The sequence below is a fragment of the Streptomyces sp. JLBJ103 genome, assembly GCF_058215575.1.
Map to the genome: position 1 here is coordinate 7,616,024 of NZ_CM177089.1, position 24,011 is coordinate 7,640,034.

A 24,011-nucleotide genomic window follows, 5' to 3' on the forward strand; every position below is an offset into this window, starting at 1 on the left:
AGTGGTTCGTTGCTTGCCGGTTCATAGTACAGGGAATCCAGCGGCCGACCTGCGATGTATTCAGCCAGGGACACCTGTGACGGGCCTCACGACGTCCTGCCGGGGCCACCGATTCCGCATCGCCGGGACCAGGCGGTGCCGTACGGGGCGACCAGGCCGGTGGTGCGCCGGAGTTGTGGCGCGGTGGTGTTCTCGACGGGGGCGGTCATCCGGCCAACCCCCTTGACCTGGCCGGGATTTACCGTCGTCGCCCATCATCCGTGGCCCGGGTGGCGGGACCGTATCCGACGGTCCGAAGGTGTCTCGCACACCGTCCGGCGGATATGACCGCTGTGCCACACTCGTCGGGTGAGCCGATCACTCGATCATGACGCGCTGCGCGGACGGGTCGCCGTTGTCGCGGGAGCCACCCGTGGCGCCGGGCGTGGTATCGCCGCCGCGCTGGGTGAGGCCGGGGCGACCGTCATCTGCACCGGACGCAGCAGTGTGACGGGTACCGGCGGATCGGACTACGACCGGCCCGAGACGATCGAGGAGACCGCCGAACTGGTCACCCGGCTCGGCGGCACCGGGATCGCCGTTCGGACCGATCATCTCGACTCCGACCAGGTCCGTCGGCTGGCCGAGCGCATCGGCCGTGACCACGGTGGCATCGATGTGCTGGTGAACAACATCTGGGGCGCCGAGCGGCTCAAAGGCGGGCCCGCCGACTGGAACACCCCGATCTGGGACCACAGTCTCGACGACGGTCTGCGCATCCTCCGGCTCGGCATCGAAACACACCTGATCACCTCGCACCATCTGCTGCCACTGCTGATCGGGAAGCCGGGCGGGCTGCTGGTCGAGGTGTCCGACGGCACCGCGGCGTACAACGCCGAGCGGTACCGCCTCTCGGTCTTCTACGACCTGGTGAAGACCGCGGTGAACCGGCTGGCGTTCTCCCAGGGTCATGAGCTCGCGCCCTACGGGGCCACCGCGGTCGCCCTGACACCGGGCTGGCTGCGCTCGGAGATGATGCTCGACAACTACGGGGTGACGGAGGAGAACTGGCGCGACGCGCTCGCTCCCGACCGGGGCGAGGACCGGCCGACCGCCCCCGCGGGCTTCGCCTCCTCCGAGTCACCGCGCTACGTCGGCCGCGCCGTCGCCGCGCTGGCCACGGACCCCGAACGGGCCAGGTGGAACCAGCGGTCGGTCAGCTCCGCCCAACTCGCCCGGGAATACGGATTCACCGATGTCGACGGTGCCCAGCCCGATGTCTGGGGCGTGCACTGAACCGGATCCGGGGCATACCTCTGGACCCTTCAGACTGCCAGGGCCGCCCGGGCCACCGCGAGCGTCTGCTCGGCGTAGCCACGGCCGAACAGCACCGTGTGCACCAGCAGCGGGAAGAGCTGGTGCGGTCCGACGCGGTCCCGCCAGCCGTCGGCGAGCGGCACCGCATCCTGGTAGCTGTCCAGCACATCGTCCAGACGCGGGCAGCCGAAGAGTTGGAGCATCGCCAGATCGGTTTCCCGGTGTCCTCCGTGCGCGGCCGGGTCGATCAGCCAGACCTGTCCGTCGGTACCCCACAGCACATTGCCGTTCCACAGATCGCCGTGCAGCCGGGCGGGCGGCTCGGCCGGGCCCGCCAGTTCGGGCAGCCGCTCACAGACGCGTTCGACCACGTTCGCCTCGGCCGAGCGCACCGTGCCGTCGTCGACCGCCCGGCGCAGATACGGCAGCACCCGGTGCTCGGAGTACCAGCGCGGCCAGTCGGACCCGGGCACATTGCGCATCGGGGCGAGCCCGATGTAGGCGTCCGTGGGGCCGTCGGGCGGTGGAGCGCCGAACGCGGGCGCGCCCGCGGTGTGCAGTGCGGCCAGGTCACGGCCGAACCGGGCCGCCGCTCGGGCGCTCGGCGCGCCGGTGGGGACCCGTTCGGTGACCAGCCAGCGCCGGTCGTGACCGTACACCGCCGGAACGCGGACCGTACCGGCGTCGGCCAGCCAGCGCAGCCCCGCCGCCTCGGCCCGTACCGCGCCGGGGGCGTCACCGCGCTTGACCATCACCACCTGCCCGTCGCCGAGCCCGACTTCGGCGAGCGCGCCCGACAGCGGACGCTCACCGGCCGCCTCGCGACCGGTGAAACGGGCCGCCGCCGCACCCGGACCTTCGGCGTCCCCGGCCGCCGGACCGGCGGTCATGCGGCGAGGCGCTCGCGCACCCAGGCGAGCAGTCCGGGCACCGATGCTTCGATCATGGCCAGCACCCCGTCGAATCCCTCCGGGCCGCCGTAGTACGGATCGGGTACGTCCAGGTCACCGTGTGCGTCCGGGTCGAAGGACCGCAGCAGCCGGACCGTGGACGGGTCGTCGACCAGCCGCCGCAGCGCCTTCTCATGGCCGACGTCCATCGCCAGGAACAGATCGGCGTCCCCGTGCTCGGCTCCGACCTGGGCCGCGATGTGCCCGACGGGGTAGCCGTGCCGGGCGAGTACCGCACCGGCCCGCTCGTCGATGGGCTCACCGACATGCCAGGGGCCGATACCGGCACTGCTGACCCGTACGGCGCCGTCGAGCCCCGCCCGGCGCAGATGCTCGGCGAAGACCAGCGCGGCGGACGGGGACCGGCAGATGTTCCCGGTGCAGACGAAGCAGAGGTGCACGGGCACCAGGGTACGGCCCCGGTGGCGGCGCCGGCCCACACCGTCCGCCGACAGGAAGGGCCGGAGCACCCCGGCCATACTGGAGGGGGAGCCGCCGCCCGAGGCGGCCGTCGGACGGCCACCATGGGCGACACACGGAGGCGGTGACCGGCCATGTGCGCACATATCCGTCCCGGTGCACGGCAGCCGGGGCCCTGCACGGCGGGCCACTACGGCGAGGATGTGTTCCGGCCCGAGCGGACCGGCGAGGACGAACGCATCGGCCTCGGCGCGCTCGTGTACGACCCTCTCACCATGGCCCGCCTGAGCGATCTGGGCGCCGGGCCGGGATGGCGCTGTCTCGACGTGGGGGCCGGTACCGGCACCGTCGCGCGGCGGTTGCTGAGCGAGGCCGGTGTCGACTCCGTACTCGCCGTCGACCGTGACATACGCTTCTTCGCCGCCCACCCCGTCCCCGGGCTGGAGGTCATGGAGGCGGACATCACGGTGCCGGAATTCGACCCGGGCCGATTCCACCTGGTCCACGCCCGGTTCGTCCTGATGCATCTGCGCTCGTGGCGGCGGCTGATCGACCGGTTCGCCGAACTGCTGCTCCCCGGAGGGGCTTTGGTGCTCAGCGATGCCATCGACCTGACCACCGCGACCGCGCCCGTGACGCCGTACACCAAGGTCATGCAGGCCATGTGGCAGGGGCTGCGCGACACCATCGGCACCGACATCTCCTGGGTCCCGGACTACCCCCGTCTGCTGCACACCGCCGGACTCACTTCCGTGGCCGCCGAGATCCAGGTGCCGCCCCTGCTCCCGTCCAGTCCCATCAGCCGCTTCTGGGCGGAGACCTGGAACCGGGCGAGGGAGACGATCGTGTCCACCGGCCTCGTGGACGACACCGAGGTCGACGAGGCGATCCGGTATCTCGACTCGCCCGACTGCGCCGCGCTGTCAGCCGGAATGATCACGGCCTGGGGGCGGCGTCACCGGACCGAGGAGTCCACGCGCCACCCTCGGTGACGGGCCCCGCAACGGACTCATGTACCCCGACGTCCGGTGAATCACCGGCGGGGGCCGCACCACCGTGTCCTGGTCTTCGGCCGATGTGCACCCTCACGGCGCCAACGGGGCGGTCGTTGCCCGTGGTTGTGGAGGCGGTCCAGCCAGGGTGACAGCACCTTCCGCCGTTTACCGACACGGCGGGAACAACGCGTGGGTGGGCTCGTTCACCGTGACCGACGGCCGGGCCACCGACGGGGTCCAGCACTCGGACGGATCCACCGTGGTGAACGTGCCGCTCGGGCATGGCTTCCCCAAGGGGTCTCTGGGTGTCCCAGGACGGTGAGGCCACTCCGGCGGACGGGGACAGGGAGAGCACCGGATACAAGTTCGTACGATGGGACGCGGTGGCATCCGCCTTCCCCACGCCGCTGATCGTCGACACCACGTCGCTCAACCCGCGCGACACGGACTGACCACTGCTTGCTGATCCATCCCAACCGAGGCGGGTACCCCGATTCCGCTCTCGGCCGGGCAAGATCGGCCACCGACTCGCCCCGCTGGGCGGTTGGGGCCTCAGGCCCGCCCCATGTCGTGGTCCGGAGGGTTCTTCTCGCTCCAGATGCCGCGCACATGGCTGATGTGACGGCGCATGAGGGCCTCCGCGCCGTCCGCGTCACCGGCCTCGATCAGATCGAGCAACTCGGCGTGCTCGTGGGAGGAGTGGAACAGAGCGTCGCTGTCGGTGAGAGTTTTCAGTCCGTAGAGCCGGGAGCTGGTACGCAGCGCCCGTACCGTCTCCAGCAACCGGGCGTTTCCGGCCAGTTCCAGCAGGGTGAGATGGAACTCCATGTCGATGGTGACATGCGCGATGAAGTCCCGCTCCTCGGCGGCCTTTTCGATCCCGGCGGCAAGGGGGCGCAACTGCTCGATGACGGCGGCGGGAACGCCCCGTTCGGTGATCAGGCGGATGGTGGGCACCTCGATGAGCGCCCTGAGCTCATTGATCTCGTCGAGTTCGGCCGGGGAGAGGGCGGTGACCCGGAAGCCCTTGTTGCGGACGACCTCGACGAGCCCCTCCTTGGCGAGGTCGAGCAGGGCCTCGCGCACCGGGGTGGGGGAGACCCCGAACTGCTCGGCGAGGCTGGGGGCGGAGTAGACGACCCCGGGCTTCATCTCGCCCGCGATCACCGCGCCCCGCAGGGTTTCGGTGATCTCCTCGCGGAGGTTGCGGCGGCTGCGGAACGAGGGCAGGCGGACGGTGGTGCTGTCGTCCACGTTCATATGCGGTCTCCCTCACTGGCTCGCCCACCCAAGCCTGGGCCCTGTCCGGTGGATCTTATCGGGCCCGCGACGGCTGGCACCGCGCCTCGCCGCGTTGTCGGAGTCGCCTGAGTACGTAACCCGCGGGGCGATGAGGAGTTGGGCCCACCCCGGCGCCCCATCCCTCGCCGATTTCACGCCAGAGTCGGGACCAAAGCAGCGCCAACTCACGCTCCAGACCGGGTTTTCCGGCGATCACGGGGTATGAGCCTATGACGTGTGCATGGCGCGGCCCTCCTGTCGTGCCCGCGCACGACCGGTAACCCCCCACACAGAAAAGGGCATCTGTCATGACGAGGACACCCGCCCGGAGGATCGCGCGGCTGCTGCTGGCCCTCGGTGGTCTGACCGCGATGACCGTATCCGCCACCGCGGCGCAAGGCGCCGTACGGTTACCGCACCACAACGCGGCGAAGGGCCACCGTGGTTGTGTGGTCGTCTACTTCGACCTCGGAGAGACGCTGATCCACACCGCCGGCGACGGAAGCATCCGGTACATGCCCGGTGCGGCCGAGCATCTGCGGGCGCTACGGGCCCGGCACATCCCCGTCGGCCTGATCACGAACGTCCCCTCGTCCTGGGGGAACACCGACGCCGAACGGGCGGCGGAGCTGAAGAAGGTCATCGCCAAGGACTGGAAGGACTCACGTCCGTTCGCCTGGTCCGACTTCGGCGACCGGATCCTCACCCCGCGGACGGAAGCCGAGCGCAAGCCCGCCTCGGCCCTGTGGGAGCGCGCCCGGGAGGCCTCGGGCGACTGCGTACTCGTGTACCAGGCCGAGACCACCGATGAGATCGAGGCGAGCAGGGCCCTCGGCTATGTGTCCTACCTGGTGGGCCGCCCGCACTGGCCGGTCTTCATGCCCGCCCAGCTGATCTCGGCGCTGGGGCGGCTGCCCAACTGACCTCCGCGTCCGCCTCGTTACGGGCTCCGGTGTGTGACGGTGCGTGACACACCGGGGAAGCGTGAGATCCCTAGTAGACAGCCAGGAGCGGAACCTCCAGGGACGGTTGAAGGTCTTGCCATGCGCACGGACGAAGCCATGGCCGAACGGCCTTCAGTGGAGGGAAACGGAATGAGCAGCCGGAGCCCGGGGGCACACCATGGTGAGCGCCCGCAGCAGGTCGAGACCGCCTATGTTCTGTCCCTCGCGGCCATCGCGCTCCAAGGGGTCTCCTGGGCGCTGGGCGCGTTCGTCATCGCTCCCACCGGGCTGGAGGAGATGCGGCACCACATGGGTCAGCGTGAGGCCATTCTCCAACTCGTCCTGTCCGGAGGCGCCGTGTGCGTGATCGGTGCGCTCTGGCTGCTGCTCGCCGTCAAGATGCGCGCGGGGTACAACTGGGCGCGGATCGTGCTCGCGGCCGCCGGTGTGCTGAGTGCGCTGTTCCTCCTCAACAGTCTGAGCATGAGCGGCTACCCCTGGGAAGAGATGATCACGATTGGTCCGGACCTGCTCGGGCTCGGCGCGATCGCGCTGATCTTCCTGCCGTCGTCCAACGCGTACTTCTCGGGGAGGACGGTGTCTCCCTAGCCACCCGGCTCCGGCCACCCGACTCCAGCCACCCGGCTCCGCGGTCTCGAGGAGAGGGCGTGCGAGCTGGGACAATAACCGGCATGGGCGAGGTGCCCCCACCCCCGCCACCAGGAGGTACGCGATGCGAGGACAACCACAGCGGCCGACGGACGACGGCGCATCCGGTGCCACGGGAGTGCCGTCACCGGACGGGTCCGCCCTGCGCATCGTCAGCGACCCCGCGGGCGCGGACGCCGCCGTGCTGATGCTGCACGGCGGCCGTGAGCACGGCCGGCAGCCCACCCGCCCCTGGCAGCCGGCGGTGGTCCGGATGCGCCCCTTCCCGCGGGCGGTGGACCGGGCCCTCCCGGACCGGCGGCTGTTCGTCGGCGCCGTCCGCTACCGCTTCCAGGGCTGGAACGACACCCTCGCCGATCCCCTGCGGGACACCGAACGGGCGCTGGCCGAGCTTGCGCGGCGGGCCGGTGAGGTGCCGGTGGTGCTCATCGGGCACTCGATGGGCGGGCGGGCCGCCCTGCGCGCCGCCGCGGACCCGCGGGTGCGGGGGGTCGTGGCGCTGGCTCCGTGGTGTCCGGACGGTGAGCCGGTGGCGCAGCTGCGCGGCAGCACCGTGATAGTCCTGCACGGTGACCGGGACCGTACGACCGATCCGCACGCCTCGGTCGATCTGGTCCGCCGCGCCCGCGAGGACGGCGCCCGCGCCGGAACCCTGCTCATCACGGGAGGCGGTCACGCCATGCTGTGGCGCGGTGGCGCCTGGCACCGTACGGCGGGCGCCGCGGTGGCCCAGATCCTCGCCCCGGACGGCGCCACCGTCTCCGGCCTCATCGCGGACACTCTCGACTCGCCGGAGCCGGGCCGGATCTAGGGTCTTCCATGCGGCAGGCCTGCGCGTCGTGCCGGGCGGTCTGCGGGGCCCTACGCCGGTACGGCGCTGTCGGTGCCGTATGGCATCGTCTGCTGCATCGGCACCACGCAGCACACCACAGCAAGGAGCGGGGAGTTCGGAATGACGGGGGCATGGGACGAGGCACGCCTGGTGGATCTGGCGCGGCGGCTCAGGGGGGCGGAGACCGGCGACTGGAGCGGTTCCGCGCTCAGGGCACTGGCCGAGGAAATCGGCCAGGGTCGGGAAGGTGCCGCCGCACCCCGGCTGCGCTCGGTCGGCCGCTTCGAGGAGGACTTCGTCCATGGTGGCCAGGAATACATCGGGCTGTATGTGCCCGTCGTGGTGCCGGAGGGCGGGGCGCCGGCGAAGGCGGCCGCCTTCCGCGGGGCGGCCGAGATCCTGACCAAGGAGTTCGGGCCCGCTCCCATCATGGGTGTCTACGGCGACCCCGGGCCCTTCTACGACTCCACCCCGCTGTGGGGCAGTCCGTTCCTGCGCTGGCGCGGCCGCGAGGACACCTTGGAACTGCACGCCGGTGGAGGTGGCCCGGAGCTGCTGCTCCAGCCCACCGATCCGGTGGAGAACTGGTTCTGGCGGCAGGGCCACGGCGAGCACTACGCCATCGGCGGTTTCTTCGGCACCCGCCGCGACGCGGCCAACGCGGGCCTCGGCATACCGGGGCGCTGGCGCACCGACGACTGGGACGTCTTCGCCGGCGCGCTGGGCGACTTCCTCACCACCCTGCCTGCCGAGACCACCGCCCTGGGCATCGAACTCGACCTGGGCATCCATGCGTTGGTGCCCGGCACCTACGGCCCGGTCCTGTTCCACCTCAGCTGCGCTGAGCGGCTGGAGGTCGTCTACGATCCCGAGGCGCTCGACACCGCCCCCACCGATCCGACCTCCTTCGGCTGGATCCCGGCCGCCACCCGCCCGGCGGCCCTGGACCACTGGCTCGACTGCCCGTACCACTCGGGGGACTTCGGTATCGGCGAGGTGGACGGCCGCGCACTGGGCCGAATGGTCGTCGACACCCTGCGCGACCTGGGCGTCGCCTCCCCGAAGGAGCTGAGTCTGACGGACCATGCGCAGCGGGTCGGGGACTACCACGTCGACTACTACGGGCTCACCCTCCAGGAGAACCCGTAGGCCCTGTCCGGCGGATCTCATCGGGCCCGCTCGCGGCGCCTGGCACCGCGCCCCCAGCCAACGCTGGGAGGTGCCCCCTGCACCAGACGCCGCGGGCTGCTCCTCAAAGACCCACCGGGCAGGGCCTGGCCACAGCCGCCGGACGAAACGTCAGACGACCGGATCGAGGAGTTCGGGGTCAGCCGACGAGATGGTAGGGGTTCTCCACCAGCCTGCCCTCGACCCAGATCTTCGCGTGGGCCTTGACCAGCGGGATGATCAGATCGCCGCCGAACACGTCCAAGTCGTACATGCAGACGCTCACTTGGGGATACGACCTCAGCCACGGGTCCACCCGCATCTCGTACCGGATCAGACCACGGGTGAAGGCGGGCCGGAGCAGCGACCCGGCCCAGCTCATATCGGCGGCCAGACGGGCCACGGTGCCGTCGCACCCGTGGAACATCTCGGCCGACCAGTCGGCCATCTGACGCAGCATCCGATCGCAGTCGAAAGCCCCGTCCTCCAGGTAGCCGTCCTGCGGCAGCTGGATCTGGAGGCGGCCGGAGGGGCCGTCACCGGAGGGCGCCTCGTCCCCGGCCAGTGTCTCGCGGAACGACGCGGCGTCGTCCGGCGCGGCCAGCAGCAGACAGATGTGCCCGGCGCGCAGACCGTCGGCGAGGAACGGGCGGATCAGCTCGTCCCGTTCGGCGGGTCCCCGGTAGAGCGCGCACAGATGGTCGCCCGGAGCAACAGGGGTCCCGTCCCAGGAGACCGCGGTCTCCGGGCCGGTTGCCGCCGTGTGCTGAGCCATCGATCCTCTCCGTTCAGGACGCTCCGTCCAGGACCTTCCACACCCGGGTGGCGACGTGCAGATTCAATCGGTTGTCGACGTTCGCCAGATCGCTGCCGCTGACATCGCGGATCCGCCGGAGCCGGTAGCGCAGGGTGCTGCGGTGGATCCCCAGGGCGGCGGCGGTGGCGTCGTAGTTGCCACCGCACTCGAAGTACTGGGAGAGGGTCTGCGTCAGATCCGCGTGGTGCGCCGCGTCGTAGTCCAGCAGCGGGCCCAGCCACACCCGGACGAACCGCTGGATCTCCCGGTGGTCGCTGCCCGGTCCGAGCAGTCGGTACAGGCCCAGGTCGTCGAAGGTGGTGGCGCCGTGCGGAGTACGGGACCGCCTGCGTACCTCCAGGGCGCGCAGGGCCTCCCGGTGCGCGCGCGGTATCCCGCCCGGGGTGTCACAGCGACCGCTGACGCCGATCGCGCCGTCGGGGGAACCCAGTTCACGGACAAGTGCCTGGTACAGCGCGTTCCCCCGCGGTGGCCCCTCGCACACCAGCACTGCCATGCCCGGCCGTCTGGCCACCAGCGACCGGGTGCGCAGCCCCGCGGCAGCCCGGCCGACCGCCTGCATGAACGCGTCGTCGGCCGCCCGGTCCGACCACTGCGCCACGGCGAGATGGTGTGCGCCGCGCAGATCGTGGCCCACCGCGGCGGCCCGCGCGTAGGCGCTCTCGTCATCGGTACCGGTGATCAGGTCGTCCACCAGCTCACGGCGCAGCCGCAGCTCGACCTCGGCGAGGCTGCGCACATGGGCCAACTCCACGGCGAGGGTCGCGCAGGCGTGGTCGAGGACGAAGACCTCCTCGTCCCCGGCGCTTCCGTCCGGATCGAGCAGGGCCATGGCACCAAGCACCTCACCGCGGTGGGTGGCCGGGGCGATCAGCCGCTTGCCCACCCGCACCGGATGCGCCCGGCGGGCCGCTTCCTGGAGAAGCTCCTCGTGCCGGGTCGCGTCCGGTTTCGGATAGCGCGTGGGGCGCTCGGGTCCCGCCCAGGCCCGGAGGTTGCCGAAGCGGTCCTCGACGGCGACTGGGCGGCCGGTGAGCCGGTGCACGGCCGTGGCGATGTCTGCCACACCGCCACCGGCGGCCGCGGCCTGGGCGAGCAGCTCATGGACATTGCGCTGATGCTCCAGCGTGGCGACGGAGGTGGCCAGCCGGGTGTTCACGGCCGCCCGGTCCTCGTTCAGCTGCCGCAGTTCACGGGCGTGATCGCGGTCCAGCCGCCGTGCGACGGCGATCGCCAGCGCCGCCGCCGTCTGCTGCGCCAGGACATGGATCAGGAAGACGTCGCCGTCGCCCGGGGGAGCGGGTGCGCTGACCACCAGATAGCCACCGGCGCCGTCCCGGGTGTGCTGGAGGGGGACCGCCAGGACCCACTCCCGGCCCGGCACCCGGACCTGCCCTTCCCGGCCGCGCAGCAGGCGCAGTTGATCGGCGAGTCCGTCCACGCCGTGGCCGCCGGCGGACGGATACACGGGAGCCGCACCGAGGACGGCGACACCCGCCTCGGCCCGGCAGGGGCCGAGTGCACCCACGGAGGTCATCGCAAGCCGCAGGATCTCCGCCTCGTCCTCCCGGGCATTCATGATCATCGAGAGCACGGACAGGCTGTAGAGATTGGCCACGTGCTCCCGGCCCCAGGTGTCCGGTCGGGACGGAGCGCTTCCGCCCGGCGTGGCGGTCATGGTCGGGGTCCCAGCGCGTTGAAGTGGAGAGACCGTCTCTCGATCCTTCATCCAGGCTACCGACCCGGCCGTGCTTCGGGCGCTCGGTGGCCACGTCGGCCGCTTGCGGCGCCCTTCCGGCCCCTCACGGCCGCTCACGGCCATCCTCGGCGGACCGCTGCCGGAAGGTCGCGGTGGGATCCCGCCGCCGTAATGTGGACCCTATGGTGGACGCGGACCCGCCACCGCAGGACACCGACCCGCCGCCGTCGGCCGGGGCGGCGGAACGGCTGCTGGAAGAGCTGGTCAGGACCGCCCAGGCGGCGTCCTCCGCGGAGCTGCCGGAGGTGCTGAACGGTTATGCGGCGGCCATGGGCATGGGCCGCGCCGTCGTCTACCTCACCGATCTCCAGCAGCGGCGGCTGCTGCCGCTGGCCGAGGACGAACCGGGCCTCGACCTCGACGCCTCGCTCGCGGGCTGGGCCTACCGCACGGACGCGCTGCGGGTCGGGGCGGATGACACCGGCGGGCTGCTGGTGTGGCTGCCGCTGGTGGACGGCGCCGAACGGCTGGGGGTGCTGTGCCTGCGCATGGACACCCTGGACGGGCTGCGGCTGTGGCGCTGCCGGGCGCTGGCCTCGCTGCTCGCCCCGATCATCACGTCGAAGCGCTCATGCATCGACACCTTCGCCCAGCGCACCCGCACCCGGCCCATGCAACTGCACACCGAGATGTTGCGGGCGTTTCTCCCGCCGCGGTCGATCGGCACCGGCCGGGTGGTGTCCACGGCGGCCCTGGAGCCCGCGTACGAGCTGGGCGGCGACGCCTACGACCACTCCTTCACCGAGGACGTCCTGCACACCACCATCCTGGACGCCATGGGCCATGACCTGGCCTCCGGGCTCACCACCTCGGTGGCCATGGCCGGGTGCCGCAACGCCCGCCGTACCGGCGCCGACCTGGCCGAGCTGGTCGCCACGGTGGACAAGGCGCTCGCGCGATGGCTTCCGGACCGCTTCTGCACCGGTATCTTCGCCCGGCTGCACATGCCCACCGGTGTGCTGCGCTGGGCCAACTGCGGCCATCCGCCACCGCTGCTCATCCGCCGCCACCGGCTTCTGGACCATGCGCTGGAGCGGGCCGCGGAGCCACCGCTCGGCCTGCCCGTGGGGCCGGCGGGGGAGGCCCGGCATGTGTACGAGACGACCCTGGAGCCCGGTGACCGGTTCCTGCTCTACACCGACGGTGTGGTGGAATCCCGCGACGAGACGGGCGAGCCGTTCGGCCTTGAGCGCTTCGCCGACTACATCATCCGCTCCACGGCGGCCGGGCAGAACGCCACCGAGGTGCTGCGGCTGCTCATCCACGCCGTCCTGGACCACCAGCACGACGAACTCACCGACGACGCCACGATCTTGATGGTCGAATGGCATCCGCCCGGTACCTGACGGGCGAGGAGTGTGCGGCTGCGCGGACAGGTGCGTTCGCGTGTGCGCCGCCCGGGTGGTGTGCACCCCACCGGAGCGATCATGGTGCCACGTCCTGCCGTGTGTCCTCCCGGGAGGACACGGGCGCCGAGATTCGACCCCGCAGGCGCAGGCACACCGGGCCCGGGCCTTGCGACGGTGAAGGTGTAGGTCTTTCGCGCACGCCCCGCCCGGATTCACCGCCCACACCGGGCCGGGTGACCGCTGGCGCCCTGGAAGGAGTAGCCATGGCCAAGGCAGTGGGAATCGACCTGGGCACCACCAACTCGGTGATCGCTGTGTGGGAGGGCGGTGAAGCCTCGGTCGTCACCAGCGCCGAAGGCAGTCGCACCACCCCGTCCGTCGTGGCGTTCACCGACAGCGGTGAGCGCCTGGTGGGCCGGCTGGCCCGGCGCCAGGCGATCCTCAATCCCAAGGGCACCCTCTACTCGGCCAAGAGGTTCATCGGCCGGATGTACGACGAGATCCCCGATGAGGCGAGGGCGGTCGCCTACGACGTCGTGGCGGGCGAGGGCGGTGTCGCGCGCTTCGAGGTGGGCGACAAGCTGTACGCACCGGAGGAGATCAGCGCCCTGGTGCTGCGCAAACTGGCCGACGACGCCGGGAAGCAGCTGGGCGAGCGGGTGACCGAAGCCGTCATCACCGTGCCCGCGTACTTCAACGACGCACAGCGCACCGCCACCAAGGACGCGGGCCGGATCGCCGGTCTCGAGGTGCTGCGGATCATCAACGAGCCGACCGCGGCCGCCCTGGCGTACGGCATGGACAAGAAGGAACACGAGACGGTGCTCGTCTTCGACCTCGGTGGCGGCACCTTCGACGTGTCCATCCTCGATGTCGGGGACGGAGTGGTGGAGGTGCGCTCCACCGCGGGCGACAGCCACCTGGGCGGCGATGATTTCGACCGCCGTCTGGTGGACCACCTCGCCGACTCCTTCCAGCAGGAGAACGGCATCGACCTGCGGCAGGACCCGCAGGCGCTCCAGCGGCTCTTCGAAGCCGCGGAGAAGGCCAAGACCGAGCTCAGCACGGTGACCCGGACCCAGGTCAGCCTGCCGTTCATCACCGCCGACGCCTCCGGCCCGAAACATCTGACCCAGTCGGTGATGCGCTCCACCTTCGACCAGCTCACCGCCGATCTCGTGGAGCGCTGCCTCGGTCCGGTCGAGCAGGCCATGGCCGACGCCAAGGTGGGCGAGAACGACATCGACGAGGTGATCCTGGTCGGCGGCTCCACCCGGATCCCCGCCGTACAGGCCCTGGTCCGCCGGCTGACCGGCGGCAAGGAGCCCAATATGAGCGTCAACCCCGACGAGGTGGTGGCGCTGGGCGCCGCGATCCAGGCCGGGGTGCTCAAGGGCGAGGTCAAGGACGTGCTGCTGCTGGATGTCACCCCGCTGTCGCTGGGTGTGGAGACCCGCGGCGGTGTGATGACGAAGATCATCGAGCGGAACACCACCATCCCGGTGCGCCGGACCGAGACCTTCTCCACCGCCGAGGACCATCAGCCCGCCGTCGATGTCGTGGTCCTCCAGGGCGAGCGCGAGCGGGCCGCCGACAACCGGGTGCTCGGTCGCTTCCAGCTGACCGACATCCGTCCGGCGCCGCGCGGCGAACCGCAGATCGAGGTCACCTTCGACATCGACGCCAACGGCATCCTCAATGTCACCGCGCGGGACCGGGACACCAACAAGGAGCAGTCCATCCAGATCACCGAGAGCTCCAACCTGGACCGCAGCGAGGTGGCGCGGATGGTCTCCGAGGCCGAGCGCAACCGCGGCGAGGACCAGGCGCTGCGCGAGGCCGTGGACGTCCGCAACGAGCTGGACGCCAACGCCTACGAGGTCGAGAAACGGCTGACCGAGCTGGGCGCATCGGCGCCCTCCCACGAGAAGGCGCGCGCCGAGCTGCTGGTGTCCGAGGCCCGCCAGGCCGTCAAGGACGAGGCGGGGGTCGACCGAACCAGGCCGCTGATCTCCGAGCTCCAGCAGATCCAGGCCGGACTCGCCTCCCACGTCGCGGCGGCGGCCGGCGGTGCCGCGGGCGGCGCCGGTACCGCCGGAGCGCGGGACACCGGACCGGGCACGGCCGGTGCGGGCGACGACGACGTCATCGACGCCGACTTCGACAAGGGCTGAGGCGGTGCCCCATGTCCACCCGCCCACAGCGGCCGGATCCGGTGCCCGAAGGCGCCGTACCGGACCCCGCGCAGGAGCTGCCGGCCCCCGAGGAGCGGGAGCGGGCCGAGCCGCCGCCGGAGCCCGAGCCCGGCCCGGACGCGGCCGCAGGTCCCGACGGAGCCGAGCAGGACGACGCCGCACGGGCCCTGGCCGAGATGGAGGACCGCTGGCGGCGCGCCCTGGCCGATCTGGACAACCTCCGCAAGCGCCAGGCCCGGGAGCTGGAACGGGAGCGGGCCGCGGAGCGCGCCCGTACGGCCGCGGCCCTGCTGCCTGTCATCGACAACCTCGAACTCGCCCTGGCCCATGCCGAGGCCGCCCCCGGGGCGATCGTGCAAGGCGTCAAGGCCGTGCGTGACCAGGCCGTGGACGCCTTCGCCTACCTCGGCTACGAACGCCACTCCGAGACCGGGGTGCCGTTCGACCCGGCCCGGCACGAGGTGGTCAGTGTGGTGGTGGACCCCGACGCCGAACCGGGCACGGTGGTCGAGGTCCTCCGTCCCGGCTACGGTGCCGCGGGCCACCAGCTCCGCCCGGTGGCCGTGGTCGTGGCCAAGCGGGAGTGACCGGCCGTGGCACGGGACTTGTACGACGTCCTCGGAGTCTCGCGGGGCGCGAGCGCCGACGAGATCCAGCAGGCGTACCGCAACCTGGCCCGCAAACATCACCCGGACGTCAACAAGGACCCGCGGGCCGAGGAGCGCTTCAAGGAGCTCAACGAGGCGTACAGCGTGCTCTCCGACCCCAGGACCCGCGCCCGCTACGACCGGTTCGGCGAGGACTTCCGCAAGATCCCCGAGGACTGGGAGGAACGGGTCGGAGCCGGTGCCGGAGGCGGCGGTGGCTTCCGCGGCTGGACCACCTCGGGCAACGGCGGCCACCGGGTCAGGGTGGTCCGCGGCTTCGGTGACGACGCCCAAGGAGCGGGCGTCGGCTTCGAGGACCTCTTCGGATCGTTCTTCGGCGCCGGTGGCGGTGGCGTACGCGGGGACGTCCCCGGGGCCGACCAGGAGGCCGAACTGCCGCTCACCGTCGAGGAGGCGTACCGCGGTGGACGCCGCGGCGTCACCCTCGCCGGAGCCGGGGGACAGCGCGGCTACGGGGTCGACGTCCCGCCCGGGGTCACCGACGGGCAGCGCATCCGGCTGGCCGGACAGGGCGGCCGGGGAAGCGGTGACGCCCCCTCCGGCGATCTGTATCTGCGGGTGCGGATCCAGCCGCATCCGCGGTTCCGCCTGGACGGCCGGAACATCCACGTCCGGCTTCCGGTCACGCCCTGGGAGGCCGCCCTCGGCGCGACCGTTCCCGTGCCCACCCCCGGTGGCACCGCCAAGGTCACCGTCCCGGCCGGATCCTCCAGCGGACGGCGGCTGCGGCTGCGAGGCGAGGGGATGCCCAACCCCCGCGGCGCGGACGGCGATCTCTACGCCGAGATCAGCGTCAAGGTGCCGCCCCATCCCGACGACCGGGAGCGCGAGCTGCTGGAGAAGCTCGCCGCCGCCTCCTCGTTCGACCCCAGGAGGGCGTCATGAGCCCCCATGCCACCGGGCCGGAGACATCCGCACGGGCCACTGCGCCCGTCGCCACCGCCCGCTTCGCCCTGGTGCCCGCCCGCAGGCTCTCGCTGGAGACCGTGGCCCGCCGGTCCGGACTCCACCCCGATCTGGTGCGGCGCTTCGTCGCCCTCGGGCTCGTCGACGCCGAACGGGACGCCGCGGGGCGGCTGGTGTTCGACCCCGGCGCTCCGGCGACCCTCGCCCGCGTCCAGCGGCTGCGTGCCGGACTGTGCCTGAACTACGCATCCATCGGTCTGGTGCTCGATCTGCTCGACCGCATCGACCGGCTCGAAGCGGCGCTGCGCTACAGCGGCACGAGGAGTGATCAACCACCATGGACATGAACCGGCTCACCCAGAGGTCTCAGGAAGCCCTCCAGGACGCCCAGTCCACGGCCGCACGGCTCGGCCAGACCGAGGTCGACGGAGAGCACCTGCTCCTCGCCCTGCTCGACCAGCCCGAGGGCCTGGTGCCCCGGCTGATCGACCAGGTGGGCGCCGACCCCACCGCGCTGCGCACCATGCTGGAGTCGGAGGTGGCCCGCAGACCGAAGGTCACCGGCCCCGGCGCCGCCCCGGGTCAGGTCTTCCTCACTCAGCGGCTGGCCCAGGTGCTGGACACCGCGGAGCGGGAGGCCAGGCGGCTCAAGGACGAGTACGTATCGGTGGAACACCTCGTCCTCGCACTCGCCGACGAGGGCTCCGCCACCGCCGCCGGACGGGTGCTCAAGGAGCACGGCGTCACCACGGAGGCGTTCCTCTCCGCCCTCACCCATGTCCGCGGCAGCCAGCGCGTCGTCTCCGCCAACCCCGAAGGGGCCTACGAGGCGCTCGAGAAGTACGGCCGCGACCTGGTGCTCCAAGCCCGTTCCGGCACCCTCGACCCGGTCATCGGCCGGGATGCCGAGATCCGCCGGGTGATCCAGATCCTCAGCCGCAAGTCCAAGAACAACCCCGTGCTCATCGGTGACCCCGGCGTCGGCAAGACCGCCATCGTCGAGGGCCTGGCCCAGCGCATCGTCCGCGGCGACGTCCCCGAAGGGCTGCACGACAAGACCGTGTTCGCCCTTGACATGGGCTCCCTGGTGGCCGGGGCCAAGTACCGCGGTGAGTTCGAGGAACGGCTGAAGGCCGTGCTCGGCGAGGTCAAGGCCGGCTCGGGGCGGATCCTGCTCTTCATCGACGAACTGCACACCGTGGTCGGCGCCGGAGCCGCCGAGGGTGCCATGGACGCCGGGAACATGCTCAAGCCCATGCTGGCCCGCGGCGAACTGCACATGATCGGCGCCACCACCCTCGACGAGTACCGCAAGCACATCGAGAAGGACGCCGCCCTGGAGCGCCGCTTCCAGCTGGTCCTGGTGGACGAGCCGAGTGTGGAGGACACCATCTCCATCCTGCGCGGGTTGCGGGAACGCCTCGAGGTGTTCCACGGTGTGAAGATCCAGGACACCGCTCTGGTCTCCGCCGCCACCCTCAGCCACCGCTACATCAGCGACCGGTTCCTGCCGGACAAGGCCATCGACCTGGTGGACGAGGCATGCGCCCGGCTGCGCACCGAGATCGACTCCATGCCCGCCGAACTGGACGAGATCACTCGCCGGGTCACCCGGCGGGAGATCGAGGAGGCGGCGCTGTCCAAGGAGACCGACCCGGCCGGCCAGGCACGGCTGGCGGAACTGCGCAGGGAAGTGGCCGATCTGCGGGCCGAGGCCGATGCCGCACACGCCCAGTGGGAGGCCGAACGGCAGTGCATCCGCCGGGTGCAGGAGCTGCGCCAGGAACTGGAGCGGGTCCGCCTCGAGGCCGAGGAGGCCGAACGCGCCTACGACCTCGACCGCGCCGCCGAACTGCGCTACGGACGGCTCCAGGAGCTGGAGCGCAGACTCGGCGCCGAGGAGGAACAGCTCGCCGCCAAACAGGGTGAACACCGGCTGCTGCGCGAGGTGGTCACCGAGGACGAGATCGCCGAGATCGTCGCCTCGTGGACCGGTATCCCCGTCTCCCGCCTCCAGGAGGGCGAACGGGAGAAGCTGCTGCGGCTGGACGAGATCCTGAGCGAGCGGGTCATCGGCCAGGACGAGGCCGTCCAACTCGTCACCGACGCCATCATCCGGGCCCGTTCGGGTATCCGCGACCCGCGCCGCCCGATCGGCTCGTTCATCTTCCTCGGCCCCACCGGCGTCGGAAAGACCGAACTGGCCAAAACCCTCGCCGCGGCGCTGTTCGACTCCGAGGAGAACATGATCCGGCTGGATATGAGCGAGTACCAGGAGCGCCACACCGTCAGCCGGATGCTCGGCGCGCCACCCGGATACATCGGCTTCGAGGAGGGCGGCCAGCTCACCGAGGCGGTACGGCGCAAGCCGTACTCCGTGGTGCTCTTCGACGAGATCGAGAAGGCGCACACCGATGTGTTCAACACGCTCTTGCAGGTGCTCGACGACGGGCGGATCACCGACGCCCAGGGGCGTCTGGTCGACTTCCGCAACACCGTGATCATCATGACCTCCAACATCGGCTCCGAACACCTCTTGGACGGCGTCACCTCCCAAGGCGAGCTCAAACCGGACGCCCGCAGCCTGGTCATGAGCGACCTGCGCGCCCACTTCCGCCCCGAGTTCCTCAACCGGGTCGACGACATCGTGCTCTTCAAGCCGCTCGGTGAACCCCAGATCGAACGCATCGTGGAGCTCCAGTTCGACGAGTTGCGCACCCGGCTGGCCGACCGCCGGATCACCGTCGAACTCACCCCGGCCGGCCGCGAGGTGATCGCCCACGAGGGCTACGACCCGGTGTACGGCGCCCGGCCACTGCGCCGCTTCATCTCCCACGAGGTCGAAACCCGCATCGGACGCGCCCTGCTGCGCGGTGACGTCCAGGACGGCGCGGTCGTACGGGTCGACGCCCAGCACGGTGAACTCGTGGTCAGCTACGAGCGACCCGAGACCGCGGGGGCGGGGAAGGCCGGGTGAGAACCATGTCGTTCCGGACCGTGACCTGCGCCCACTGCGGACACGTCGACCAGGTGCCCGCCGTGGCCGAGGGGCGCCCGCGCTGCGGCCACTGCGAGGAGCCGCTGCCGTGGATCGCCGAGGCGGGTGACAGCACCTTCGCCGATGTCGCCGAGCATGCCGCCCCACTGGTCGTGGTGGACTTCTGGGCTGCCTGGTGCGGACCCTGCCGGATCTCCAGCCCCGCACTGGAACACGTCGCCCGGGAACTCGCCGGAACCATCAAACTCGTCACGGTCGACCTCGACCGCAACCCACGACTCGCCGAGCGGTTCGGCATCCAGGCCGTGCCGACCCAGCTGATCCTCGACCGGGGCGAGACGGTCGCCCGCCGCGCGGGCGCGGCCCCCGCGGCAACCCTGCGCGCCTGGGTCGACCTGGTGATGACCGGCCTGCTGGACTGCCAGAAGAGGTGAACGCGCCATGGCCATCGAACCCGATCCACATCTGAGCATGGTGCGCGAGGTCACCCCGCGCACCCCCGAAGGATGCGAGGAATGCCTGCGCATGGGCTCCCCCTGGGTCCATCTGCGGCTCTGCCTCACCTGCGGACACGTCGGCTGCTGCGACTCCTCACCGCTGAAACACGCCCGCGCGCACGCCTACGCCGAACAGCACCCCATCGTGGAGCCCATGGAGCCGGGGGAGGAGTGGCGATGGTGCTACGCCCATGAGGCCCTGGCCTGATGACATCCACGCTCCGCCCGGCCGCCGAGCCGGACGGCGATCGCACACAGCCGCTCATGAGTGGCACAACCGGAGGTGATGGACGATGAGCATGCCGGTGAGACGACAGCGGGGCCAGGGAGCGATGGAACGCCCCCGGTGGACCCGGAATCCGCTGGCGGAATTCGACGAACTGCTCAACCAGATGGGCGGGTTGCTCGAATCCACGGTCGGGAGCACGGCACCCGGCGCCGGACTGGTGATATGGACGCCGTCCGCCGATGTGACCGAGGCCGACGACGCGTACCACATCGAGCTCGAACTCCCCGGTGTCAGCCGCAGGGACGTCGACATCGAGGTCAGCGGCCAGGAAGTGGCCGTCACAGGCGAGATCGCGGAACGGGAGCGCAAGGGCGTGCTGCGCCGCAGTGGCCGCCGTACCGGCCGCTTCGAGTACCGGATGCTGCTCCCGGGCGAAGTGAACACCGAAGGCGTCATGGCCACCATGTCCGAGGGGGTGCTGACGATCACCGTCCCCAAGGCGGAGACCGCCAAGCCCCGCCATATCGAGATCACCGAGAGAGCCGAGGGCGGTCGCGGCTGACGCCGCGGGCCCGGGTTCTCTCCCCGCGGTGGCCCGCTCACATCCGGGCCGCCGCGGGGCACGGAAGGACCCCACGCTGCGCCGGCACCCACCGCCGCCGCGACGATCTTCGCCGACGCGGTCAGATGATGCCGCGGATGGCCGCTTCGAAGCCTTCCACATGGCCGGCGGCGAGAGCGGCGGCCTTCTGCGGGTCGCCGTCGATGACGGCCCGCAGCAGCGGTCCGTGCTCCCGCACATGCCCGGCCAGCCCCGGCAGCCGGTCGATGAACAGGCACCAGATGCGGGTGGCCAGGTTGTCGTAGCGGATCAGGGTGTCCTGGAGATACGGGTTGTGGGTGGTGGCGTACAGGGCCCGGTGCACGGCCATGTCCAGCCGGATCAGATCCGCGCCGCCCCCTGCGGCGACCTGGCTCTCGCTGTCCAGCCGGGTCAGCAGTTCGCCGAGTCCGGCGCGGTCGCGCTCGGTGGCGCGCTCGGCCGCGAGGGAGGCGGCGAGCGGTTCGAGCTGCTGGCGGACCTCGGAGATATGGCCGAGATCGGCGATCTGGACCTCGGTGGCGAAGGTGCCACGGCGGGGGTAGGCGACGATCAGCCGCTCGGTCTCCAGCCGCTTGAGCGCCTCGCGCACCGGGGTGCGGCCGAAGCCGAGCTCGGCGGCGATCCGCTCGTCGTTGACGGGCTCGCCGGGGCGGATGCCCAAGGTCACCAGACGCTCCGAAATCGCCTGGTAGGCACGGTCGGCCAGGGTCTGGCCGATCTGGCCCGCGACGGCTGAAGAAGTCACCCGGATCCCTCCCTTGACGCGCCCGGAAGCGCACTCCTACTGTACCTCAACAGCCAACTGATATATCAGTCGCCTTTCTCGTCGGTCCCCAAGGGAGTTCTTATGACTGCCGCCATCCCCGACCAGCGACCGGCTCGCTCCGCGGTGCTCTCCGAGCCGCTCCACGACGCCGACCCCGAGGTCGCCGCGGCGATCGGGGCGGAGCTGGCCCGTCAGCGCGGGACCCTGGAGATGATCGCCAGCGAGAACTTCGCCCCGCTCGCGGTCATGCAGGCGCAGGGCTCGGTGCTGACCAACAAGTACGCCGAGGGCTACCCCGGCCGCCGCTACTACGGCGGCTGTGAGCATGTGGACGTCATCGAGCGGCTCGCGATCGACCGGGTGAAGGAGCTGTTCGGCGCCGAGGCGGCCAATGTGCAGCCGCACTCCGGCGCCCAGGCCAACGCGGCCGCCATGGCGGCGCTGCTGGAGCCCGGCGACACCATCCTGGGACTCGATCTGGCGCACGGCGGCCATCTCACCCACGGGATGCGGATCAACTTCTCCGGGCGGCTGTACACGGTGGCCGCGTACCAGGTCCGTGAGGACGACCACCGCATCGACATGGAGCGGGTCCGCGATGTGGCCCGGGAACACCGGCCGAAGCTGATCGTGGCCGGATGGTCCGCGTATCCGCGCCGGCTGGACTTCGCCGCCTTCCGCGCCATCGCCGATGAGGTCGGCGCCTACCTGATGGTGGACATGGCCCACTTCGCGGGCCTGGTGGCGGCCGGGCTGCACCCCTCGCCGATCCCGCACGCCCATGTGGTGACCACCACGACCCACAAGACCCTCGGTGGCCCGCGCGGCGGTGTGATCCTCTCGACGCGGGAGCTGGCGAAGAAGATCAACTCGGCGGTTTTCCCCGGTCAGCAAGGTGGCCCGCTGGAGCATGTCATCGCGGCCAAGGCGGTCGCGTTCGGCATGGCCGCCCGGCCCGAGTTCGCCGAACGCCAGCGGCGCACCCTGGAGGGCGCCTCGATCCTTGCCGCGCGACTGCTGGCCGAGGACGCCAGGGACGCCGGGGTGAGCGTGCTGACCGGCGGTACGGATGTGCATCTGGTCCTGGTGGACCTGCGCCACTCCGAGCTGGACGGGCAGCAGGCCGAGGACCGGCTGCACCAGGTGGGCATCACCGTCAACCGCAACGCCGTGCCCTTCGACCCCCGCCCGCCGATGGTCAGTTCGGGCGTCCGGATCGGCACCCCCGCGCTCGCCGCGCGCGGCTTCGGCACGGAGGAGTTCCACGAGGTGGCGGACATCATCGCCACGGCCTTCCTGCCCGGCTTCGACGACCAGGTGTCCGCCGCGCTGCGCAAGCGGGTCCAGGTCCTCGCCGACCGCTTCCCCCTCTACCCCGCCCAGGAGCTCCAGCCCGCCCAGGAGGCCGACGCGTGATGCATGCCGCGAACACCCCGTCCACCCCCGGGGACGTTCTCCCCGACCACCCCGACTTCCTGTGGCGCAACCCCGACCCCAAGCCCTCCTACGACGTGGTGGTCGTCGGGGGCGGCGGACACGGTCTGGCCACCGCCTACTACCTGGCGAAGAACCACGGCATCACCAACATCGCCGTGCTGGAGAAGGGCTGGCTGGCCGGTGGCAACATGGCCCGCAACACCACCATCATCCGTTCCAACTACCTGTGGGACGAGAGCTCCGGCATCTACGAGCACTCCCTGAAGCTGTGGGAGACCCTGGAGGAGGACCTCGACTACCCCATCCTGTTCAGCCAGCGCGGGGTGCTCAACCTCGCGCACAGCCTCCAGGACGTCCGGGACAGCAAGCGCCGGGTGTATGCCAACCAGCTCAACGGTATCGACGCCGAGTGGTTGGAGCCCGGCGAGGTGGCCAAGGTCTGCCCTATCGTCAACGTCTCCTCCGACATCCGCTACCCGGTGCACGGCGCCACCTACCAGCCGCGCGCGGGCATCGCCAAACACGACTACGTGGCCTGGGGGTTCGCCCGCCGCGCCAATGACCTGGGCATCGACCTGATCCAGGACTGCGAGGTCACCGGCATCGACATCAGCGACGGCCGGGTGACGGGGGTGCGCACCACCCGCGGCCGGATCGCCGCCGGAAAGGTGGCGCTCGCCGCCGCCGGACACTCCTCCGTACTGGCCGCGATGGCCGGACTGCGGCTGCCGTTGCAGAGCCATCCCCTCCAGGCCCTGGTCTCCGAACTCCTGGAACCCGTGCACCCCACGGTCGTGATGTCCAACGCGGTGCATGTCTACGTCTCCCAGGCGCACAAGGGCGAACTCGTCATGGGCGCGGGCATCGACACCTACAACGGCTACGGACAGCGCGGCGCCTTCCACATCATCGAGCGCCAGATGGCCGCGGCCCTCGAGCTTTTCCCCGTGTTCGCCCGCGCCCACATGCTGCGCACCTGGGCCGGGATCGTCGATGTCACCCCGGACGCCTCACCCATCGTCGGACTGACCCCGGTCCGGGACCTCTATCTCAACTGCGGCTGGGGCACCGGCGGTTTCAAGGCCACGCCGGGGGTCGGCTGGTGCTTCGCCCACACCGTGGCCACCGGTGAACCCCACCCCTACAACGCGCCCTTCACCCTGTCCCGGTTCACCACCGGCGCACTGATCGACGAACACGGCGCCGCCGCCGTCGCCCACTGACGACCGCCG

26 protein-coding genes are annotated in these 24,011 nt (G+C 71.1%); 19 read left to right on the forward strand and 7 right to left on the reverse strand.

Features of this window, described 5'->3' with window-relative positions:
- Positions 1 to 86: 86 nt before the first annotated feature.
- Complete coding sequence (locus AC4BEG_RS32685; protein WP_490703271.1) at positions 87 to 209, reverse strand: hypothetical protein; 123 nt, start codon at positions 207 to 209, stop codon at positions 87 to 89.
- 139 nt (positions 210 to 348) lie between these two features.
- Here AC4BEG_RS32685 and AC4BEG_RS32690 point away from each other — a divergent pair, with 139 nt between their 5' ends.
- Positions 349 to 1,275: an SDR family oxidoreductase gene (locus AC4BEG_RS32690; protein WP_490703272.1), complete on the forward strand. Its 927-nt coding sequence runs from the start codon at positions 349 to 351 to the stop codon at positions 1,273 to 1,275.
- A 29-nt stretch (positions 1,276 to 1,304) separates the two neighbouring features.
- On the opposite strand, the gene AC4BEG_RS32695 is transcribed toward AC4BEG_RS32690, so the two are convergent.
- Both AC4BEG_RS32695 and AC4BEG_RS32700 read right to left on the reverse strand, forming a co-directional pair.
- Positions 1,305 to 2,186: a fructosamine kinase family protein gene (locus tag AC4BEG_RS32695; protein WP_490703273.1), complete on the reverse strand. Its 882-nt coding sequence runs from the start codon at positions 2,184 to 2,186 to the stop codon at positions 1,305 to 1,307.
- Positions 2,183 to 2,647 (reverse strand): low molecular weight protein-tyrosine-phosphatase, encoded by a 465-nt coding sequence (locus tag AC4BEG_RS32700; protein ID WP_490707283.1) that lies wholly within the window; start codon positions 2,645 to 2,647, stop codon positions 2,183 to 2,185. Before AC4BEG_RS32700 ends, AC4BEG_RS32695 begins: the two co-directional genes overlap by 4 nt.
- A gap of 153 nt (positions 2,648 to 2,800) precedes the next feature.
- On the opposite strand from AC4BEG_RS32700, the gene AC4BEG_RS32705 reads away from it, so the two are divergent.
- The 3 genes from AC4BEG_RS32705 (at position 2,801) to AC4BEG_RS32715 (ending at position 4,113) form a co-directional block, all read left to right on the forward strand.
- Positions 2,801 to 3,658, forward strand: coding sequence for a class I SAM-dependent methyltransferase (locus AC4BEG_RS32705; protein ID WP_490703274.1), 858 nt, complete (start codon positions 2,801 to 2,803; stop codon positions 3,656 to 3,658).
- Between the two features lie 211 nt (positions 3,659 to 3,869).
- The gene (locus AC4BEG_RS32710) at positions 3,870 to 3,983 is read left to right on the forward strand and encodes a hypothetical protein (RefSeq protein ID WP_490707284.1); all 114 of its coding nucleotides are present in this window, start codon (positions 3,870 to 3,872) and stop codon (positions 3,981 to 3,983) included.
- Positions 3,967 to 4,113: a hypothetical protein gene (locus AC4BEG_RS32715; protein ID WP_490703275.1), complete on the forward strand. Its 147-nt coding sequence runs from the start codon at positions 3,967 to 3,969 to the stop codon at positions 4,111 to 4,113. The genes AC4BEG_RS32710 and AC4BEG_RS32715 overlap by 17 nt, the downstream gene beginning before the upstream one ends.
- Positions 4,114 to 4,213: 100 nt before the next feature.
- On the opposite strand, the gene AC4BEG_RS32720 is transcribed toward AC4BEG_RS32715, so the two are convergent.
- Complete coding sequence (locus AC4BEG_RS32720; RefSeq protein WP_490703276.1) at positions 4,214 to 4,921, reverse strand: GntR family transcriptional regulator; 708 nt, start codon at positions 4,919 to 4,921, stop codon at positions 4,214 to 4,216.
- A 329-nt stretch (positions 4,922 to 5,250) separates the two neighbouring features.
- Here AC4BEG_RS32720 and AC4BEG_RS32725 point away from each other — a divergent pair, with 329 nt between their 5' ends.
- The 4 genes from AC4BEG_RS32725 to AC4BEG_RS32740 all read left to right on the forward strand — a co-directional run bounded on the left by AC4BEG_RS32725 (position 5,251) and on the right by AC4BEG_RS32740 (position 8,536).
- On the forward strand, positions 5,251 to 5,865 hold the full coding sequence (locus AC4BEG_RS32725) for an HAD family hydrolase (RefSeq protein WP_490703277.1): 615 nt from the start codon (positions 5,251 to 5,253) through the stop codon (positions 5,863 to 5,865).
- A 171-nt stretch (positions 5,866 to 6,036) separates the two neighbouring features.
- Positions 6,037 to 6,495, forward strand: coding sequence for a hypothetical protein (locus AC4BEG_RS32730; RefSeq protein ID WP_490703278.1), 459 nt, complete (start codon positions 6,037 to 6,039; stop codon positions 6,493 to 6,495).
- 124 nt (positions 6,496 to 6,619) lie between these two features.
- Complete coding sequence (locus AC4BEG_RS32735; protein WP_490703279.1) at positions 6,620 to 7,366, forward strand: alpha/beta hydrolase; 747 nt, start codon at positions 6,620 to 6,622, stop codon at positions 7,364 to 7,366.
- Positions 7,367 to 7,507: 141 nt separating this feature from the next.
- The gene (locus AC4BEG_RS32740; protein WP_490703280.1) at positions 7,508 to 8,536 is read left to right on the forward strand and encodes a hypothetical protein; all 1,029 of its coding nucleotides are present in this window, start codon (positions 7,508 to 7,510) and stop codon (positions 8,534 to 8,536) included.
- Between the two features lie 178 nt (positions 8,537 to 8,714).
- Here the strand turns inward: AC4BEG_RS32740 and AC4BEG_RS32745 are convergent, their stop codons facing one another.
- A complete protein-coding gene (locus AC4BEG_RS32745) occupies positions 8,715 to 9,329 on the reverse strand; it encodes an MEDS domain-containing protein (RefSeq protein WP_490703281.1) in 615 nt (204 codons plus the stop codon).
- Positions 9,330 to 9,342: 13 nt separating this feature from the next.
- Entirely contained in the window at positions 9,343 to 11,049 is a 1,707-nt protein-coding gene (locus tag AC4BEG_RS32750) for a PucR family transcriptional regulator (protein ID WP_490703282.1), read from the reverse strand.
- Between the two features lie 203 nt (positions 11,050 to 11,252).
- On the opposite strand from AC4BEG_RS32750, the gene AC4BEG_RS32755 reads away from it, so the two are divergent.
- The 9 genes from AC4BEG_RS32755 to AC4BEG_RS32795 all read left to right on the forward strand — a co-directional run bounded on the left by AC4BEG_RS32755 (position 11,253) and on the right by AC4BEG_RS32795 (position 20,534).
- On the forward strand, positions 11,253 to 12,476 hold the full coding sequence (locus AC4BEG_RS32755) for a PP2C family protein-serine/threonine phosphatase (RefSeq protein WP_490703283.1): 1,224 nt from the start codon (positions 11,253 to 11,255) through the stop codon (positions 12,474 to 12,476).
- 266 nt (positions 12,477 to 12,742) lie between these two features.
- Positions 12,743 to 14,653 (forward strand): molecular chaperone DnaK, encoded by a 1,911-nt coding sequence (gene dnaK, locus AC4BEG_RS32760; protein WP_490703284.1) that lies wholly within the window; start codon positions 12,743 to 12,745, stop codon positions 14,651 to 14,653.
- 11 nt (positions 14,654 to 14,664) lie between these two features.
- Positions 14,665 to 15,261: a nucleotide exchange factor GrpE gene (locus AC4BEG_RS32765; RefSeq protein ID WP_490703285.1), complete on the forward strand. Its 597-nt coding sequence runs from the start codon at positions 14,665 to 14,667 to the stop codon at positions 15,259 to 15,261.
- A 6-nt stretch (positions 15,262 to 15,267) separates the two neighbouring features.
- On the forward strand, positions 15,268 to 16,227 hold the full coding sequence (locus AC4BEG_RS32770) for a DnaJ C-terminal domain-containing protein (RefSeq protein ID WP_490703286.1): 960 nt from the start codon (positions 15,268 to 15,270) through the stop codon (positions 16,225 to 16,227).
- Complete coding sequence (locus AC4BEG_RS32775) at positions 16,224 to 16,595, forward strand: chaperone modulator CbpM (protein WP_490703287.1); 372 nt, start codon at positions 16,224 to 16,226, stop codon at positions 16,593 to 16,595. Before AC4BEG_RS32770 ends, AC4BEG_RS32775 begins: the two co-directional genes overlap by 4 nt.
- A complete protein-coding gene (clpB, locus tag AC4BEG_RS32780) occupies positions 16,586 to 19,225 on the forward strand; it encodes an ATP-dependent chaperone ClpB (protein ID WP_490703288.1) in 2,640 nt (879 codons plus the stop codon). Before AC4BEG_RS32775 ends, clpB begins: the two co-directional genes overlap by 10 nt.
- Positions 19,222 to 19,680, forward strand: coding sequence for a thioredoxin family protein (locus AC4BEG_RS32785; protein ID WP_490703289.1), 459 nt, complete (start codon positions 19,222 to 19,224; stop codon positions 19,678 to 19,680). Before clpB ends, AC4BEG_RS32785 begins: the two co-directional genes overlap by 4 nt.
- Before the next feature lie 7 nt (positions 19,681 to 19,687).
- The gene (locus tag AC4BEG_RS32790) at positions 19,688 to 19,951 is read left to right on the forward strand and encodes a UBP-type zinc finger domain-containing protein (RefSeq protein ID WP_201874507.1); all 264 of its coding nucleotides are present in this window, start codon (positions 19,688 to 19,690) and stop codon (positions 19,949 to 19,951) included.
- Positions 19,952 to 20,036: 85 nt separating this feature from the next.
- Entirely contained in the window at positions 20,037 to 20,534 is a 498-nt protein-coding gene (locus AC4BEG_RS32795; protein WP_490703290.1) for an Hsp20/alpha crystallin family protein, read from the forward strand.
- Between the two features lie 121 nt (positions 20,535 to 20,655).
- On the opposite strand, the gene AC4BEG_RS32800 is transcribed toward AC4BEG_RS32795, so the two are convergent.
- On the reverse strand, positions 20,656 to 21,321 hold the full coding sequence (locus tag AC4BEG_RS32800; protein WP_490703291.1) for a GntR family transcriptional regulator: 666 nt from the start codon (positions 21,319 to 21,321) through the stop codon (positions 20,656 to 20,658).
- Between the two features lie 102 nt (positions 21,322 to 21,423).
- Between AC4BEG_RS32800 and glyA the strand changes: the two genes are divergently transcribed.
- Complete coding sequence (glyA, locus tag AC4BEG_RS32805; protein ID WP_490703292.1) at positions 21,424 to 22,758, forward strand: serine hydroxymethyltransferase; 1,335 nt, start codon at positions 21,424 to 21,426, stop codon at positions 22,756 to 22,758.
- Positions 22,758 to 24,002 (forward strand): sarcosine oxidase subunit beta family protein, encoded by a 1,245-nt coding sequence (locus tag AC4BEG_RS32810; protein ID WP_490707285.1) that lies wholly within the window; start codon positions 22,758 to 22,760, stop codon positions 24,000 to 24,002. The genes glyA and AC4BEG_RS32810 overlap by 1 nt, the downstream gene beginning before the upstream one ends.
- Positions 24,003 to 24,011 lie beyond the last annotated feature (9 nt).